Raw genomic sequence first — 15361 nt, forward strand, 5'->3', positions numbered from 1 at the left:
TGGATTCTTGACGGCTTTCATAACAGATAAATTATCCATTGAGAGGTTAGTGTCATGAAATCATTGAAGATGATTATTGCAGCGGCAGTGCTGGGTTCGGTGTCTTTCGGCTCCATGGCGGCAACCCTGCTGACCAAGGAAGATCTGGATAAGAACCCGGGTAAATACGAGAAGATCGGCACCGTGACCACCACGGCGCAGACCACCTCGCCGATGGATGCCAAGGATGAGCTGTCCAAACTGGCGGACGAAAAGGGCGGTCAATACTACGTGATCCTGGCAGGCCGCGAGCACGGTAAATTCAGCGCCATCGCTGAAGTTTACAAAGACAAGCAATAAGCCTTCAACGGCAAGGGGCGCCGCAGTGGCGCCCCTGATCGTCAGGCCTTCAGCCGGTAGAACACCGTACTGCACCCCTGGCCCTGCGGGCAGCCTTTGCAACTGCCGCTCAGACAGGCGCCGTCATCCTGTTCGATACGTTCGACTTTTCCCATCGCCGCCAATCGGTCCAGCATCGCCTGCACCAACGGCAGCGGCGTCGCCAGCGATTGGCTGAGCTGCTGCGCCTGAGCGCTGCCAAGCAGCGCCAGCGCATCGCGCACCTGCAGCAGCCCGGCCATCAGTGACAGCTCCCCTTGGCGCCCTGGCAACAGGCCGCCGGCGTAGCGTTGCCCAGGCGCACCGTAACGCGGCTGCGCGCCCGGCGCAGGCCGAACAGCACCAGCAGGTTCACCGCCAGCACCACCAGGATCGCCGTCAGGCTGTACTGCGGGTGTTGGTTGAAGGTGGCCACCTGATAGAACAGCGTCGCCAGCGAGTAGGCCACGTTCAGCCCCCACAGAATAGAGAAGGTCATCCAGCCGCGGCTCGATTCACGGGCGATGGCGCCCATCACCGAGACGCAGGGCACATACAGCAGCACGAAGATCAGGTAGCTGTAGGCGGAGATGCCGGAGCCGAATTTACTGCTCATCACGCCCATCGAGCCGACGCCCATCTCGCCGTCGCCCTTGCTGGCTTCGATTGGGTTGGAGAGCACGCTCAGGCTAAAGGTGTTTTTCAGGCCGTCCCAGGTTTCGTTCAGCGCGCCGCCCAGCTCATCGAGCAGGTTGAAGTTGGCGGCGTCGAACGCCTCTTTGTTGATGTGCTCGGCGGTGTACAGCGTGTTCAGCGTGCCGACCACCACTTCTTTCGCCATCGCGCCGGTCACCAGACCGACGGTGGCCTGCCAGTTATCGCTGTGGACGCCCATCGGTTGCAGCAGCGGCGTCAATACCTTGGAGACCGAGGCCAGCGCGGAGTCGTTGATATTGTCGACCGTCTTGCCGCTGAACGAGAAGCTGTTCAGGCCGCCGATGAACATGCTGGCCACCACGATCACCTTACCGGCGCGCAGTACGAAGCCTTTCAGCCGCTGCCAGGTTTGCAGCAGCAGGCTTTTCAGGTGCGGCACGTGGTAGACCGGCAGCTCCATCACGAACGGCGAGGCTTCGCCACGCATGATGGTGTATTTGAGCACCAGACCGGTGAGGATCGCCACCACAATGCCGAGCATGTACAGCGAGAACACCACCCCGGCGCCGTCCTGGCCGAAGAAGGCGGCGGCGAACACCGCAAAGATCGCCAGACGGGCACCGCACGACATGAACGGCGCCATCATGATGGTGATCAGGCGTTCGCGCTGGGCGTCCAGCGTCCGGGCACCCATGATGGACGGCACGTTGCAGCCGAAGCCGACGATCAGCGGCACGAAGGATTTGCCCGGCAGCCCGAGCGCCTGCATCAGGCGGTCCATCACGAACGCCGCGCGCGCCATGTAGCCGGAATCCTCCAGGAAGGACAGGAACAGGTACATCATGCCGATCTGCGGCACCAGCGGCAGCACGGTGTTGATACCACCGCCGATGCCCTGCGCCAGGAAAACGGTCAGCCAGTCGGGGAAGTGCAGGGTGTAGCCGAGCCACTGAATGCCCTGAATGAAGATCGCCGCCGAGCCGATATCAAAGATCGGCTGCAGCGCGCCGCCGATGTTGATCGCCAGCAGGAACATCAGGTACATCACCAGCAGGAAGATCGGCACGCCCAGCCAGCGGTTGAGGATCACTTTATCCAGCATCTCGGTCAAGCGGTTGGGCATCGCCTGCTGCGAGTTGCTGACCGCGTCGCACAGGGCGGCGATAGACTGGTAGCGCGCGTCGGCGATCACCAGCGCCGGGTCTTCTTGCTGCTGCTGTTGCAATGCCCGGGTGGCCGCAGGCAGCAGTGTGACGGCGGGGCCGGCCAGCCGGTGGCTGTAGATGTCACCTTCCAGCATCTGCAGCGCCAGCCAGCGGCGCTGTACTGCCGGCAGCGTTTGCGGCATGGCGTCGCTCAGCGTGGCGACCTCTTTCAGCAACAGCGGCGGATAGTTCACCAGCGCCAGCTGTTCGTTGATGTGGTGATTGTCGATCATCTGTTTCAGCACGCCGATGCCGTCGGCGCGGGTGGAGACCATCGGCACCACCGGGCAGCCGAGGCGCGCCGACAGCGCGGCGACGTCGATATCGATATGCTGGCTTGTGGCGATGTCGAGCATGTTCAGCGCCACGATGCAGGGAATGCCCAGCTCCAGCAGCTGCAGCGTCAGATAGAGGTTGCGCTCCAGGTTGGAGGCGTCGACCACGTTGATCAGCAGATCGGCGTCGCCGCTCAAAATGTAGTGGCAGGCGATCTGCTCATCGAGCGAGGTTTGCTCTGAAATGGTGGTCAGGGAATAGGTGCCCGGCAAATCGACCAGCCGCACGTCGGACTGTGGGGTCGTGAAATGGCCTTCTTTGCGTTCGACCGTCACGCCCGCCCAGTTGCCGACCCGTTGGCGTGCGCCGGTCAGCTGGTTGAACAGCGTGGTTTTGCCGGAGTTCGGGTTACCGATTAAGCCGATGGTGAGTTTTTTCATAGTTCAGCGTGTCGTCTTCAAGGAGAACAGCGCCGGCGCAAGGGCGCGTCGGCAAACGGAGGGCGTGCCGGCTCAGGACTGGCCGTCGAGCTGCAGCAGCGCCAGATCCTTCCTGCGCAGCACCAGGCTGACGCGGCGAGTTTTAATTTCTATCGGATCGCCCAGCGGCGCGACGCGCACCACGTCGAACGAAGAGCCGGGCAGCATGCCGAGCGATAACAGTTTCTGGCGGTAGGCCGGCGCAATTTCACCGGAAAAGCCGACAATCTTATACGTGCGTTTAGGTTGAAGCTGCATGTGATTAACCTTCCGGGTGCCGATGAACATCGGGCTGATGATAATTGGACGTTGCCGGCGAAAATGCCACGCCGTCGGCGGTATTCATCCATAAGGTCATGCAATAAAGTGAGCGCAAATAATAGTAATTATCATTATCGCGTTCAATACAAAAAGTAAGGGTATTGTAACCAATTATTATGGCGACGACAGTTTTTGATGGCGTTGCCTAGATTAATGACGTTTTACCACCGCTGGCGAGCGGGAACAAATGAGAATGACGAGTTAAATCAGTTACGTATTTGTAGCCGAGTTTTCTTGTTTGCAAACTTCGATGGTTTTTTCCCTTTATTTATTTCCGCCGAAAGGTAATTCAATAACATTATTCCGGCGTAATGCGAGCGGTAACCATTTGTGTTTCGTTCACAATTCGCGAGATGAAACAGGCGTGTTAACGAAGTTGTTAATAAATGGCTGCGGAGAGGATTTTTATTGCCTGAATAATGGGAGGATGGTCACGCAGGAACGGGACGTAAAAAGATGACGGTTTATTGAGACGGGTCAAAAAATGCCGCAGGTTTTATTCATCAGAAAGGGCGGAGCAGGCTCCGCCCTGTCGGTTCCGACTTAGCGTTTCTTACCGAACGCCGCCGCCAGCGCGTCGCCCATGGCGCTGTTGCCGGCCGGCGCCGCGTTGCGTGGTTTGGCCTTGTTGGCGCCCGCCGAACGGCTGGCGTTGTCGCGTGCCTGCGCTGGCGCGTTGCCGCCGCGGCGCGGTGAACCTTCGCCCGGCTGCTCATCCAGGCGCATGCTCAGCGCGATGCGTTTACGCTGCAGATCGACTTCCATCACCTTCACTTTGACGATGTCGCCGGCCTTCACCACGGTGTGCGGATCTTCAACGAACTTGTCCGCCAGCGAGGAGATGTGCACGAGGCCGTCCTGATGCACGCCGATATCCACGAAGGCCCCAAAGTTGGTGACGTTGGTGACCGACCCTTCCAGGATCATGCCCACCTGCAGATCGTTGAGGGTTTCCACCCCTTCGGCAAAGGTCGCGGTTTTGAACTCAGGGCGCGGATCGCGGCCCGGTTTCTCCAGCTCTTTCAGGATATCGGTGACCGTCGGCACGCCGAACTTGTCGTCGGTGAAATCGACCGCTTTCAGGCTGCGCACCGCCGAAGCGTTGCCCATCAGATCCTGCAGCGTCTGCTCGGTGGCGGCCAGAATGCGCTGCACCACCGGGTAGGCTTCCGGGTGAACGGTGGAAGCGTCCAGCGGATTGTCACCGTGGTTGATGCGCAGGAAGCCGGCGCACTGTTCGAAGGCCTTCGGCCCCAGGCGGCTGACCTTCAGCAGCTGTTCACGGTTGCTGAAGCGGCCGTTCTCGTCGCGCCAGTTGACGATATTTTGCGCCATCATGCGCGTCAGGCCGGCCACGCGGGTCAGCAACGGCACCGACGCGGTGTTCAGATCGACGCCGACGGCGTTCACGCAGTCTTCCACCACCGAGTCCAGCTTCTTCGCCAGCTGGCTCTGGCTGACGTCGTGCTGATACTGGCCGACGCCGATGGATTTCGGGTCGATCTTCACCAGCTCCGCCAGCGGATCCTGCAGGCGGCGGGCGATGGACACCGCGCCGCGCAGCGACACGTCGAGATCCGGAAATTCCAGCGCCGCCAGTTCGGACGCGGAATACACCGAGGCGCCCGCTTCGCTGACGATCACTTTCTGCGCCCGGACCTCGCCGAACTGCTTTTGCAGGTCGAGATAAAAGCGCTCGGTCTCACGTGAAGCGGTGCCGTTGCCGATGGCCACCAGTTCTACATTGTGTTTGATGCACAGCGCCGCGACGATGGCGGCGGCTTTGGCCGCTTGCCCGGTGTGTGGGTAGACGGTATCTGTGGCGACCAGCTTGCCGGTCGCGTCGACCACGGCGACTTTCACCCCGGTGCGCAGGCCAGGATCGAGGCCCATGGTGGCGCGCATGCCGGCCGGCGCGGCCATCAGCAGATCGTGCATGTTGCGGGCGAACACGTTGATCGCTTCGTCTTCCGCGCGCTCGCGCACCGTGCCCATCAGCTCGGTTTCCAGGTGCAGCAGCACCTTGATGCGCCAGGTCCAGTTGACCACTGCCTTGCGCCAGGCGTCGGCCGGGGCGTTGTTCAGGCGCAGGTTGAGGTGATTGATGATGATCAGCTCCGCCTGGCTTTCGCGCGGCGCTTCCTCAAACTGCGGATCGGCGTTCAACGCCAGCTGCAGCACGCCTTCGTTGCGGCCGCGGAACATCGCCAGCGCGCGGTGCGAAGGCACCTGGGAAATCGGTTCGTGATGATCGAAATAGTCGCGGAACTTGGCGCCTTCTTCTTCCTTGCCCTCGACCACTTTGGACACCAGATGGGCGTTTTTCCACAGGTAGTCGCGCACCTTGGCCAGCAGCGTGGCGTCTTCGGCGAAGCGCTCCATCAGGATATAGCGCGCGCCGTCGAGGGCGGCTTTGACGTCCGCCACGCCCTTGTCGGCATCGACGTAGCGTTCAGCCAGCTGTTCCGGCTGCTGTTGCGGATCCTGCCACAGCGCGTCCGCCAGCGGTTCCAGACCGGCCTCGATGGCGATCTGGCCGCGGGTGCGGCGCTTCGGTTTGTACGGCAGGTAGAGGTCTTCGAGTTCGGTCTTGCTCAGCGTGGCGTTGATCGCTCCCGCCAGTTGTTCGGTCAGTTTGCCCTGTTCATCGATCGACTTCAGGATGGTCTGGCGACGATCTTCCAGTTCACGCAGATAACCCAGGCGGGTTTCCAGCTGGCGCAGTTGGGTGTCGTCCAGGCCCCCGGTGACTTCCTTACGATAGCGTGCAATAAAGGGCACGGTATTACCTTCATCCAGCAGACGGATGGCGGAGTCGACTTGCTCCGGCCGGGCCTGCAGTTCTGTTGCAATAATGCGGCTCAGTGGGTCATTCATAGGTCTGGTATCTGTATTGAGAACGGTGAATAAACAGGGGGACAGTTATACGGATTGATCGGGGAAAATGCCAGTGGAGCGGGCCGCCGCCGCGCGGCCGCGGCGTGGAGAGCAGCTCAGGCGGCGGCGTTGGCGGCGGTTCGGAAAAAGCTGAAAGCTTACTTCGGGTAGTCTATCTCGTTCACGTACCACTGTGCCTCGCCCAGCGGCGTATTGACGGTGGCGACGTCCCCGACCTCTTTTTTCAGCAGGGCGCGCGCCATCGGCGCGTCGATGGAGATGTAATCCTTGCGGCCGAAGATCTCGTCGTAACCGACGATGCGAAAGCGTTTGGTCTCGCCGTCTTCGTTCTCTACTTCCACCCAGGCGCCGAAGAACACTTTGCCTTCCTGCTGCGGGGAGTAATCGACGATCTTCAGCTGCTCCAGGCATTTGGTCAGATAGCGGACGCGGCGGTCAATTTCGCGCAGCCGCTTCTTGTTGTACTGGTAGTCGGCGTTTTCGCTTCTGTCGCCCAGGCTGGCGGCCCAGGTCACTTTCTTGGTCACCTCGGGGCGTTCTTCGCGCCAGAGGTAATCCAGCTCTTGTTTGAGCTTGTCATACCCTTCACGGGTTATCAGTTGAGTTCTCATCGTGATTTATCTTTATGGGGCCACCGCCACAGTGTACGTGAATGCGCAGGGCTTTAGAAATGGCGCGCGGGCCTGCGCGTTGTCGCACGGTTTTTATTCAGTTTGCGCAGCTTTTAACAATCGGGAGTATGCTTAGCGATAGCGGAAAAGGAATGTGATGAAAGGAGGATATCTGGCGAGAGAGACAAGGAATTTTGGCGCACAACCCAACACATTGAAGGTATTACCGCATGGAATTTAAAGATTACTACGCAACGATGGGCGTTGAGCCCAACGCCGATCTGAAAACCATCAAAACGGCCTACCGCCGGCTGGCGCGTAAATATCACCCTGACGTGAGCACCGAAGAAGACGCCGAGAGCAAATTCAAGGAGCTGGCCGAAGCCTATGAGGTGCTGAAGGACGAAGAGCGCCGCGCTGAGTACGATCAGATCCGGCTGCACCGCAACGATCCGAACTTTGGCCGCCAGGCGCGCGGCGATCACGGCGGCTATCAGCAGAGCGCTTCATGGCACGGCGGCGGTGCCGACGCGCAAGACTTCTCCGATTTCTTCGAAAGCATGTTCGGCGGGCGTGCGGCGGGTGGGCACCGCTCCGCTTCGCACTCGCACGGCGGGCATGGCTTCCGCGGCCAGGATCTCGAGATGGAGGTGCCGCTGTTCCTCGAGGAAACGCTGCATGGCCAAAGCCGCGAGATCTCCTACAAGCTGCCGGTGTACGACGAGCTGGGGCGGCAGGTGAGCGAAGCCAGCAAAACGCTGAACGTGAAAATCCCGGCCGGCGTGGGCGACGGCGAGCGCATTCGCCTCAAGGGGCAGGGCGTTGCCGGCGTGGGCGGCGGCCAGAACGGCGACCTGTATCTGGTCATCCGCCTCGCGCCGCATCCGCTGTTCGAGATTGACGGCCACAACCTGAGCATCGTGGCGCCGCTCGCCCCGTGGGAAGCGGCGCTGGGGGCCAGCATCGAGGTGCCGACGCTGACCGGCAAAATCGCGCTGACCGTGCCGGCCGGCAGCCAGAGCGGCAAACGGCTGCGGGTCAAGGGCAAGGGGCTGGCGGGCAAGAAAGAGCCCGGCGATCTGTATGTCATTCTCAAGGTTGTGATGCCGCCGAAGCCGAACGAGAAGGCCAGCGCCCTGTGGCGAGAACTGGCTGAACAGGCGGCGTTCAACCCGCGCGCGGAATGGGAGTAAAGCACATGATGAAAAAAGAGATCACATTCACCGTGGTGGAACTGTGTCAGAGGGTGGAGATTTCAGAGGATGAGCTGGTCGAGATCGTCGGCCTGGGCGTGATCGTGCCGCTGGAGCCGGCGCAGCCGAGCTGGGAGTTCGATTACCCGGCGCTGAGCCATCTGCAGCGCGCACGCAGGCTGCGGGCCGAGCTGGATCTGGATTGGCCGGGGATCGCCATGGCGCTGACGCTGCTCGATCGGGTTGATGCGCTGCAGCAAGAGAACCGGCAGCTGCGCCGGCAGCTGGCGCGTTTCTTGCAGACTTCCTGACTCGCCGTCAAAACGCCACCGTGCGGTTCGCCGGTGGCGAAATTGCGCAAAATTGGGCCGCCGCCCCACATTGCGCCGATAAAGGGCGAAATTTTGACGAACCCCCGTCGACATTCGATGAAAATTGTTGATAAATGGGGAAAAGAATAAGCTTTGTAACAATTTCGTCTAGAATACATACCATTAAACGCTGTCTCAAATGGCAAGGTTTTCTAACAATATTCGAGTCAGGCAATAAAGCCTTTGGGAGTAATACCATGCAAGAGAATCATAAGATCCTGGTTGTCGATGATGACATGCGCCTGCGCGCGCTTTTAGAACGTTATTTAACCGAGCAGGGCTTCCAGGTTCGCAGCGTTGCCAACGCTGAGCAAATGGATCGCTTGCTGACCCGTGAATCCTTCCATCTGATGGTGCTCGATCTGATGTTGCCGGGCGAAGATGGGCTGTCCATCTGCCGCCGCCTGCGCAGCCAGAGCAACCCGATGCCGATCATTATGGTCACCGCCAAAGGCGAAGAGGTCGATCGCATCGTGGGGCTGGAAATCGGCGCCGACGACTACATTCCTAAGCCGTTCAACCCGCGTGAGCTGTTGGCTCGCATCCGCGCGGTGCTGCGCCGCCAGGCTAACGAACTGCCGGGCGCGCCTTCGCAGGAAGAAGCGGTGATCGCGTTCGGCAAATTCAAACTGAACCTCGGCACCCGCGAGATGTTCCGCGAAGATGAACCGATGCCGTTGACCAGCGGCGAGTTCGCGGTCCTGAAGGCGCTGGTCAGCCACCCGCGTGAACCGCTGTCGCGCGATAAGCTGATGAACCTGGCGCGTGGCCGCGAATACAGCGCCATGGAGCGCTCCATCGACGTGCAGATCTCGCGCCTGCGCCGCATGGTGGAAGAAGATCCGGCGCATCCGCGTTATATCCAGACCGTTTGGGGTCTCGGCTACGTGTTCGTCCCGGACGGCAGTAAGGCATGAGGCGATTGCGCTTTTCACCGCGTAGCTCGTTTGCCCGAACCCTGTTGTTGATCGTCACCTTGCTGTTCGTCAGTCTGGTGACGACCTATCTGGTGGTGCTGAACTTCGCCATCCTGCCCAGCCTGCAGCAGTTCAACAAGGTATTGGCGTACGAAGTGCGTATGCTGATGACCGATCGGCTGCAGCTGGAGGACGGCACGCTGCTGGAAGTGCCGCCGGCGTTCCGCCGTGAGATCTACCGCGAACTGGGCATCTCTCTCTACACCAACTCGGCGGCGGAGGAGAGCGGCCTGCGCTGGGCGCAGCACTACCAGTTCCTCAGCCAGCAGATGGCGCAGCAGCTCGGCGGGCCGACCGATGTGCGGGTGGAGGTGAACAAGAACTCCCCGGTGGTGTGGCTGAAAACCTGGCTGCAGCCCGATATCTGGGTGCGCGTACCGCTGACGGAAATCCACCAGGGCGACTTCTCTCCGCTGTTCCGCTATACGCTGGCGATCATGCTGCTGGCGATCGGCGGCGCCTGGCTATTTATCCGCATTCAAAACCGCCCGCTGGTGGAGCTGGAACATGCGGCGCTGCAGGTGGGCAAGGGCATCATTCCGCCGCCGCTGCGCGAGTATGGCGCTTCCGAAGTGCGGTCGGTGACTCGCGCATTCAATCAGATGGCGTCGGGCGTCAAGCAGCTGGCGGATGACCGCACCTTGCTGATGGCTGGGGTCAGCCATGACCTGCGCACGCCGTTGACGCGCATCCGGCTGGCGACGGAGATGATGAGCGCCGAAGACGGCTATCTGGCCGAGTCGATCAATAAAGACATCGAAGAGTGCAACGCCATCATCGAGCAGTTCATCGATTACCTGCGCACCGGGCAGGAGATGCCGACCGAAAGCAGCGATCTGAACGCCATTTTGGGCGAGGTGGTCGCGGCGGAGAGCGGCTATGAGCGGGTGATTGAAACCGCGCTGTCGCCGGGCGAGCTGATGATGAACGTGCATCCGCTGTCGATTAAGCGGGCGGCGGTGAACATGGTGGTGAACGCGGCACGTTACGGCAACGGCTGGATCAAGGTCAGCAGCGGCCGCGAGCTGCAGCGCGGCTGGTTCCAGGTAGAGGATGACGGCCCGGGCATCAAGCCGGAAGAATTGAAGCACCTGTTGCAGCCGTTCGTACGCGGTGACAGCGCGCGCAGCACCAGCGGCACCGGTCTGGGGCTGGCGATCGTGCAGCGTATTATCGACGCGCACGACGGCGAACTGGATATCGGCACCAGCGAACGCGGCGGGCTATTGATCCGCGCGTATATTCCGTTGCCGATGGAGAAGAAAGAGTCGGCCAACGGCCATCAAACCGCCAGGGAAAACGCCTGACGCTCTTGGCGCGGGCCGCGTTGCTGCGGCCCCGTCAGGACTTCCTGCTCATCACGTAGTATTCCGCCGCATCCTCATGCAACCGACGGCCGGTCGGCGCCTGCCACGGATCGATTAACTCGATGCCGCAGTGGAGGAAGTCTTTGGTGTTGCGGGTGGCCAGGGCCGCGCCGTAATGCAGGCAGGTGGCGGCGATTTGGGCATCCGGCATGCTCATCGCTTTACCCAGAAGCCGATTCCTTGCCGTCAATTCCGCGTATTGCATCGCGCACAGACCATCAAACGGCAATATCTGCCCCTCGAACTTCAATTCAATCGCGTCCGCCAATTTGAGTTTGAGATCCCGCTGGCGCTTGCTGTCAGGCATGCAGGCGACGCCGCTGAACAGTTCGGCTAGGACAATGGCGCTCAGATAGAGCTCGTCATTGTCCTTTTCATTTAACCAGTTAATGACGTTGTAGTACGGACTGGGGCGCAGCGTCTCTGAAATGACGTTGGTGTCGAGAATAATCATGCGTTGTCATCTTCATCATCAAAGGTGACGATGCGTGGTGGCACGGCATCACGCGGTGGGATCTCCAGCTCGACGCCGCCGAATTCGGCGAAGTGCTGATGCATCCAGGTACCCAATCCATAGCGCGGCGGCTTTTTCACCAGCGCCTGTTTCAGGATCATGCGCGCTTCCTCTTCCATGGAATGGCCGTTTTTCGCCGCTGAGATACGCAGCAGCTCTTTGATTTCGTCGTCTAGATTTCTGACGGTGATAGTAGCCATTGAAACCTCCTTTGCTATCAATGATTGCATTGACTTATTTTCTCGCCTTGCTGGTTAAAAAGCAATCGCTGAAAATAAAAAAAGGCGCGGGATCCGCGCCTTAGTTGAAGAGGTAACGCTACCGAATTACAGCTTAGGGCCGGCGCTGACCAGCGCGGCGCCCGCAGGCGTGTCGGTGTATTTGTCGAAGTTGGTGATGAAGCGCTCGGCCAGATCCTGCGCTTTTTCCTGCCACTGCTCGAGGCTGGCGTAGGTATTGCGCGGATCGAGGATCTCCGGGTTCACGCCCGGCAGTGCGGTCGGCATCGCCAGATCGAAGATCGGCAGGGTAACGGTTTCCGCCTTGTCGATTTCACCGCTCAGGATGGCGTCGATGATGCCGCGCGTATCTTTGATCGAGATGCGCTTGCCGGTGCCGTTCCAGCCGGTGTTGACCAGGTAAGCCTGGGCGCCGGCGGCCTGCATGCGTTTCACCAGCACTTCGGCGTACTGCGTCGGGTGCAGCGACAGGAACGCGGCGCCGAAGCAGGCGGAGAAGGTTGGTGTTGGTTCGGTTACGCCGCGCTCGGTGCCGGCCAGCTTGGCGGTGAAGCCGGACAGGAAGTGGTACTGAGTCTGGTTGGCGGTCAGACGCGATACCGGCGGCAGTACCCCGAAGGCATCGGCGGTCAGGAAGATCACCTTGGTGGCGTGACCCGCCTTGGACACCGGCTTGACGATGTTCTGGATATGATAGATCGGGTAAGAAACGCGGGTGTTCTCGGTTTTCGAACCGTCGTTGAAGTCGATGCTGCCGTCGGCCAGCACGGTGACGTTTTCCAGCAGCGCGTCGCGTTTGATGGCGTGGTAGATGTCCGGCTCGGCTTCTTCAGACAGCTTGATGGTCTTGGCGTAGCAGCCGCCTTCGAAGTTGAACACGCCGTCGTCGTCCCAGCCGTGCTCGTCATCGCCGATCAGCTGACGCTTAGGATCGGTGGAGAGGGTGGTCTTGCCGGTACCGGACAGGCCAAAGAACACCGCCACGTCGCCTTTCTCGCCCACGTTGGCCGAGCAGTGCATCGAGGCGATGCCTTTCAGCGGCAGCAGGTAGTTCATCATTGAGAACATGCCTTTCTTCATTTCGCCGCCGTACCAGGTGCCGCCGATCAGCTGCATGCGCTCGGTCAGGTTGAAGGCGACGAAGTTCTCCGAGTTCAGGCCTTGCTGCTGCCAGTTCGGGTTGGTGCATTTGGCGCCGTTCATCACCACGAAGTCCGGCTCGAAGTCAGCCAGCTCGTCGTCGCTTGGGCGGATGAACATGTTTTTCACGAAGTGCGCCTGCCAGGCCACCTCGGTGATGAAGCGCACTTTCAGGCGCGAGTCGGCGTTGGCGCCGCAGAAGGTATCCACCACGAACAGGCGTTTGCCGGACAGTTGTTCGGTGACCAGGTGTTTCAGATCGGCCCACACTTCCGGGCTGAGGGGTTTGTTGTCGTTTTTGCCTTTGCCCTGATCGGCCCACCACACGGTATCGCGGGTGATGTCGTCGCGGACGATGTATTTGTCTTTCGGCGAGCGGCCGGTGAAGATGCCGGTATCGACGGAGACGGCACCCAGCTTGGTGACTACCCCACGCTCAAAACCTTCCAGAGATGGGTCTGTTTCTTCCTTAAACAGCAGTTCATAGCTCGGGTTGTGAACGATTTCGCTAACGTCGTGAATGCCGTAAGCGGCCAGATCCTGAGGGGTTATACCTTTAACGCGCATGTTACTACTCCTTGGTCACAGAATTTCTGGCGGCAATTGTAGGGATCTAACGGTGCGTAACCGCGATGGGTATCAAATATTTAACGTTTTAGGCGGTATTTCGTTACGATCTGAGAGATAGCACACGGAAAAAAGCAAACGTGCAAACGGCGGGCGTTGGCGGGCGCCGAGCGCGCCCGCCGAGGGGGTGTGACTTAGTGCAACTGTTCGCTTTCGCCGGTGTTACCCGCATACAAAGCGGCAACATCAACCGGGTCAAAGACATAGTGGCTGCCACAGTAGTCGCAGTGCATGTCGATATTGCCGTCCTGCTCCAGCATGTCCGCCACTTCGTCGGTCGGCAGGGTCAGCAGCGCGTCGGCGCAACGCTGGCGCGAACAGGTGCAACGGAACTGCACGTCCTGCGGTTCGTACAGGGTGACCTCTTCCTGGTGATACAGGCGGTACAGCACTTCGTTGGCCGGCAGGCCGAACAGCTCTTCGCTTTTTACCGTGTTGGTCAGTTGCACCAGATGATCGAAATCATCGAGGTTGCCGTCCTGCGCCGGCAGCACCTGCAGCAGCATACCGGCCGCCGCGGCGTTGCCTTCCGCTTCGCCGGTGCGGATGAACAGGCGGGTTGGCAGCTGCTCGGACTGGCGGAAGTAGGCTTCCAGGCATTCGGCCAGGGTTTCACCTTCCAGACCGACCACGCCCTGATAGCGCTCGCCTTCCGTCGGCGAAATGGTGATGACCATGACGCCGTTGCCGATCATCTGATGCAAGGTGCTGTCGTCGGCGATAGGTGCCTGAGTGCGCGCAACGCCGCGCATCTCCTGACGGTTGTTGCCGTTGATCACCGCCAGCTTCAGCGGGCCGTCGCCTTGCAGCTGCACGGTGATGTCGCCGTCGAACTTCAGGGTCGCGGTCAGCAGACTGGTGGCGACCAGCAGCTCGCCCAGCAGCTTTTGCACTGGCGCCGGGTAGTCGTGGTTGTTCAGGATCTGCTGATAGGTTTCGCTGACGGTAACCAGCTCGCCGCGCACCGCGTAGTTTTCAAACAGGTAACGGTGCAATTGGTCATGGTTGGACATAATCTTCTCTCATTGCGGTGAGGGGTTATTCCGGCTCACCAAATTTAAATTTCATCAGGTCGCGCCGCTCCTTTTTGTCCGGACGACGGTCCGGATGCGGCATGGTCAACGCGTTCATCTTGCGCGCCAGCGCCATCTTTTCGCGGTTGGCGATGCTGGCTTCGGTTTCCTGATACATTTGCTGCGCCTCGCCGGCGCCGCGGCGTTGGCTGGTCAGCGCCAGCACGATCACCGTGCGTTCTTCGTTGCCCTGCCGCAGCTTGAGCTCGGCGTTGAGTTCGACAATCTTGCTCGGCTTGCCGCGCTGGCCGTTGTAATGCACCTTGCCGCCGTCGATCATTTCGCGTGCCAGCGCGCGGGTCTTATAGAAGCGTGCGGCCCAGAGCCACTTATCCAGCCGTACCGCGTCGTCGCGCGTCGCTTTTTCCTTCATGCTTCCCCCTTGGCCAGCGCCGGTATCAGCAGGCGATAGTCACGCATCGACGGATGGCGCTGGAAGCTTTTCTCCGCCGTACTGGAGTCCGGGTTTTGCACGCCCAGGCAGTAACGAATGCCAAAAGTGCGTGCCGCGTCGAGGATCGGCTCGCCGTCGTCGACGAACAGCGTGCGCTGCGGATTGAATCCGGTGTGCTGTTGCACCGCCTGCCACAGACGCTGATCTTCTTTCGGATAACCAAATGTGTGGGTGGAAAACAATAAATCAAGGTGCCGATCGAGGCCGGTATGCTCGATTTTCACCGCCAGGCTGTGCGGATGGGCGTTGGTCAGCAAAATGGTTTGCAGACCGGCGTCGCGCAGCGCCTGTAAAAACGGCTCGGTGTCTTCGCGCAGCCGGGCGCGGCTGCCGACTTCGCTGGTCATGCGGTAGATATCCAGATCCAACCGCTCGCTCCAGTAATCGAAGCAATACCAGTTCATGGTGTGCTGCACCGCCTGATACTCCCGCTCAATGATATGACGGGCTTCGTCGAAAGGAATGGCGCGCCTTTCGCTCAGCGCCTGCGGCACCAGGCTGAGCCAAAAGTGGCTGTCGAACTCCAGATCCAGCAAGGTGCCGTCCATATCCAGCAGCACGGTATCGATCTGCGGCCAATCAAACTCGGGAACCATAAAAAC

At 60.2% G+C, this 15361-nt stretch carries 16 protein-coding genes; 5 read left to right on the plus strand and 11 right to left on the minus strand.

The window, feature by feature from the left end:
* The first annotated feature begins 54 nt into the window (after positions 1 to 54).
* Positions 55 to 339, plus strand: a complete 285-nt coding sequence (locus ACJ8HT_RS21675; RefSeq protein ID WP_049202818.1) for a YdgH/BhsA/McbA-like domain containing protein — start codon at positions 55 to 57, stop codon at positions 337 to 339.
* A 41-nt stretch (positions 340 to 380) separates the two neighbouring features.
* On the opposite strand, the gene ACJ8HT_RS21680 is transcribed toward ACJ8HT_RS21675, so the two are convergent.
* From ACJ8HT_RS21680 to greB, 5 genes are all read right to left on the minus strand, one after another.
* Positions 381 to 620, minus strand: coding sequence for a FeoC-like transcriptional regulator (locus ACJ8HT_RS21680; RefSeq protein WP_048232091.1), 240 nt, complete (start codon positions 618 to 620; stop codon positions 381 to 383).
* Positions 620 to 2935: a Fe(2+) transporter permease subunit FeoB gene (feoB, locus tag ACJ8HT_RS21685; protein WP_194572700.1), complete on the minus strand. Its 2316-nt coding sequence runs from the start codon at positions 2933 to 2935 to the stop codon at positions 620 to 622. The genes ACJ8HT_RS21680 and feoB overlap by 1 nt, the downstream gene beginning before the upstream one ends.
* 72 nt (positions 2936 to 3007) lie before the next feature.
* Positions 3008 to 3232 carry a ferrous iron transporter A gene (gene feoA / locus ACJ8HT_RS21690; protein ID WP_038878234.1) on the minus strand — a complete coding sequence of 75 codons (225 nt, stop codon included), beginning with the start codon at positions 3230 to 3232 and terminating at the stop codon, positions 3008 to 3010.
* 606 nt (positions 3233 to 3838) lie between these two features.
* Positions 3839 to 6172, minus strand: a complete 2334-nt coding sequence (locus ACJ8HT_RS21695) for a Tex family protein (protein WP_197653356.1) — start codon at positions 6170 to 6172, stop codon at positions 3839 to 3841.
* Positions 6173 to 6330: 158 nt separating this feature from the next.
* Entirely contained in the window at positions 6331 to 6804 is a 474-nt protein-coding gene (gene greB / locus ACJ8HT_RS21700) for a transcription elongation factor GreB (protein WP_038878177.1), read from the minus strand.
* Between the two features lie 230 nt (positions 6805 to 7034).
* Between greB and cbpA the strand changes: the two genes are divergently transcribed.
* The 4 genes from cbpA (at position 7035) to envZ (ending at position 10652) form a co-directional block, all read left to right on the plus strand.
* Positions 7035 to 7997, plus strand: a complete 963-nt coding sequence (cbpA, locus tag ACJ8HT_RS21705) for a curved DNA-binding protein (RefSeq protein WP_197653357.1) — start codon at positions 7035 to 7037, stop codon at positions 7995 to 7997.
* Between the two features lie 5 nt (positions 7998 to 8002).
* On the plus strand, positions 8003 to 8308 hold the full coding sequence (locus ACJ8HT_RS21710; protein ID WP_049202813.1) for a chaperone modulator CbpM: 306 nt from the start codon (positions 8003 to 8005) through the stop codon (positions 8306 to 8308).
* A 257-nt stretch (positions 8309 to 8565) separates the two neighbouring features.
* Complete coding sequence (gene ompR, locus ACJ8HT_RS21715) at positions 8566 to 9285, plus strand: osmolarity response regulator transcription factor OmpR (RefSeq protein WP_004709363.1); 720 nt, start codon at positions 8566 to 8568, stop codon at positions 9283 to 9285.
* Positions 9282 to 10652 (plus strand): two-component system sensor histidine kinase EnvZ, encoded by a 1371-nt coding sequence (gene envZ / locus ACJ8HT_RS21720; protein ID WP_038881686.1) that lies wholly within the window; start codon positions 9282 to 9284, stop codon positions 10650 to 10652. Before ompR ends, envZ begins: the two co-directional genes overlap by 4 nt.
* Positions 10653 to 10686: 34 nt before the next feature.
* Here envZ and ACJ8HT_RS21725 read toward each other — a convergent pair whose 3' ends face one another.
* From ACJ8HT_RS21725 to yrfG, 6 genes are all read right to left on the minus strand, one after another.
* On the minus strand, positions 10687 to 11166 hold the full coding sequence (locus ACJ8HT_RS21725; protein WP_197653358.1) for a type II toxin-antitoxin system VapC family toxin: 480 nt from the start codon (positions 11164 to 11166) through the stop codon (positions 10687 to 10689).
* Positions 11163 to 11426 (minus strand): FitA-like ribbon-helix-helix domain-containing protein, encoded by a 264-nt coding sequence (locus ACJ8HT_RS21730; RefSeq protein WP_004930730.1) that lies wholly within the window; start codon positions 11424 to 11426, stop codon positions 11163 to 11165. The genes ACJ8HT_RS21725 and ACJ8HT_RS21730 overlap by 4 nt, the downstream gene beginning before the upstream one ends.
* Positions 11427 to 11552: 126 nt before the next feature.
* Positions 11553 to 13172, minus strand: a complete 1620-nt coding sequence (gene pckA, locus ACJ8HT_RS21735) for a phosphoenolpyruvate carboxykinase (ATP) (protein ID WP_043138920.1) — start codon at positions 13170 to 13172, stop codon at positions 11553 to 11555.
* Positions 13173 to 13366: 194 nt separating this feature from the next.
* Positions 13367 to 14245, minus strand: a complete 879-nt coding sequence (gene hslO / locus ACJ8HT_RS21740) for an Hsp33 family molecular chaperone HslO (RefSeq protein WP_197653359.1) — start codon at positions 14243 to 14245, stop codon at positions 13367 to 13369.
* A 25-nt stretch (positions 14246 to 14270) separates the two neighbouring features.
* Positions 14271 to 14678, minus strand: a complete 408-nt coding sequence (hslR, locus tag ACJ8HT_RS21745; protein ID WP_015379306.1) for a ribosome-associated heat shock protein Hsp15 — start codon at positions 14676 to 14678, stop codon at positions 14271 to 14273.
* Positions 14675 to 15355, minus strand: a complete 681-nt coding sequence (gene yrfG / locus ACJ8HT_RS21750; protein WP_197653360.1) for a GMP/IMP nucleotidase — start codon at positions 15353 to 15355, stop codon at positions 14675 to 14677. Before yrfG ends, hslR begins: the two co-directional genes overlap by 4 nt.
* Positions 15356 to 15361 lie beyond the last annotated feature (6 nt).

The sequence above is a fragment of the Serratia sp. CY44782 genome, assembly GCF_052168715.1.
GTDB classification, from domain to species: Bacteria; Pseudomonadota; Gammaproteobacteria; order Enterobacterales; family Enterobacteriaceae; genus Serratia; species Serratia nevei.

Bases quoted from the DNA above. Each gene is read 5' to 3' on its own strand.
- ACJ8HT_RS21675 (WP_049202818.1), top strand. From the start codon at position 55: ATGAAATCATTGAAGATGATTATTGCAGCGGCAGTGCTGGGTTCGGTG.
- ACJ8HT_RS21680 (WP_048232091.1), bottom strand. From the start codon at position 620: ATGGCCGGGCTGCTGCAGGTGCGCGATGCGCTGGCGCTGCTTGGCAGC.
- feoB (WP_194572700.1), bottom strand. From the start codon at position 2,935: ATGAAAAAACTCACCATCGGCTTAATCGGTAACCCGAACTCCGGCAAA.
- feoA (WP_038878234.1), bottom strand. From the start codon at position 3,232: ATGCAGCTTCAACCTAAACGCACGTATAAGATTGTCGGCTTTTCCGGT.
- ACJ8HT_RS21695 (WP_197653356.1), bottom strand. From the start codon at position 6,172: ATGAATGACCCACTGAGCCGCATTATTGCAACAGAACTGCAGGCCCGG.
- greB (WP_038878177.1), bottom strand. From the start codon at position 6,804: ATGAGAACTCAACTGATAACCCGTGAAGGGTATGACAAGCTCAAACAA.
- cbpA (WP_197653357.1), top strand. From the start codon at position 7,035: ATGGAATTTAAAGATTACTACGCAACGATGGGCGTTGAGCCCAACGCC.
- ACJ8HT_RS21710 (WP_049202813.1), top strand. From the start codon at position 8,003: ATGATGAAAAAAGAGATCACATTCACCGTGGTGGAACTGTGTCAGAGG.
- ompR (WP_004709363.1), top strand. From the start codon at position 8,566: ATGCAAGAGAATCATAAGATCCTGGTTGTCGATGATGACATGCGCCTG.
- envZ (WP_038881686.1), top strand. From the start codon at position 9,282: ATGAGGCGATTGCGCTTTTCACCGCGTAGCTCGTTTGCCCGAACCCTG.
- ACJ8HT_RS21725 (WP_197653358.1), bottom strand. From the start codon at position 11,166: ATGATTATTCTCGACACCAACGTCATTTCAGAGACGCTGCGCCCCAGT.
- ACJ8HT_RS21730 (WP_004930730.1), bottom strand. From the start codon at position 11,426: ATGGCTACTATCACCGTCAGAAATCTAGACGACGAAATCAAAGAGCTG.
- pckA (WP_043138920.1), bottom strand. From the start codon at position 13,172: ATGCGCGTTAAAGGTATAACCCCTCAGGATCTGGCCGCTTACGGCATT.
- hslO (WP_197653359.1), bottom strand. From the start codon at position 14,245: ATGTCCAACCATGACCAATTGCACCGTTACCTGTTTGAAAACTACGCG.
- hslR (WP_015379306.1), bottom strand. From the start codon at position 14,678: ATGAAGGAAAAAGCGACGCGCGACGACGCGGTACGGCTGGATAAGTGG.
- yrfG (WP_197653360.1), bottom strand. From the start codon at position 15,355: ATGGTTCCCGAGTTTGATTGGCCGCAGATCGATACCGTGCTGCTGGAT.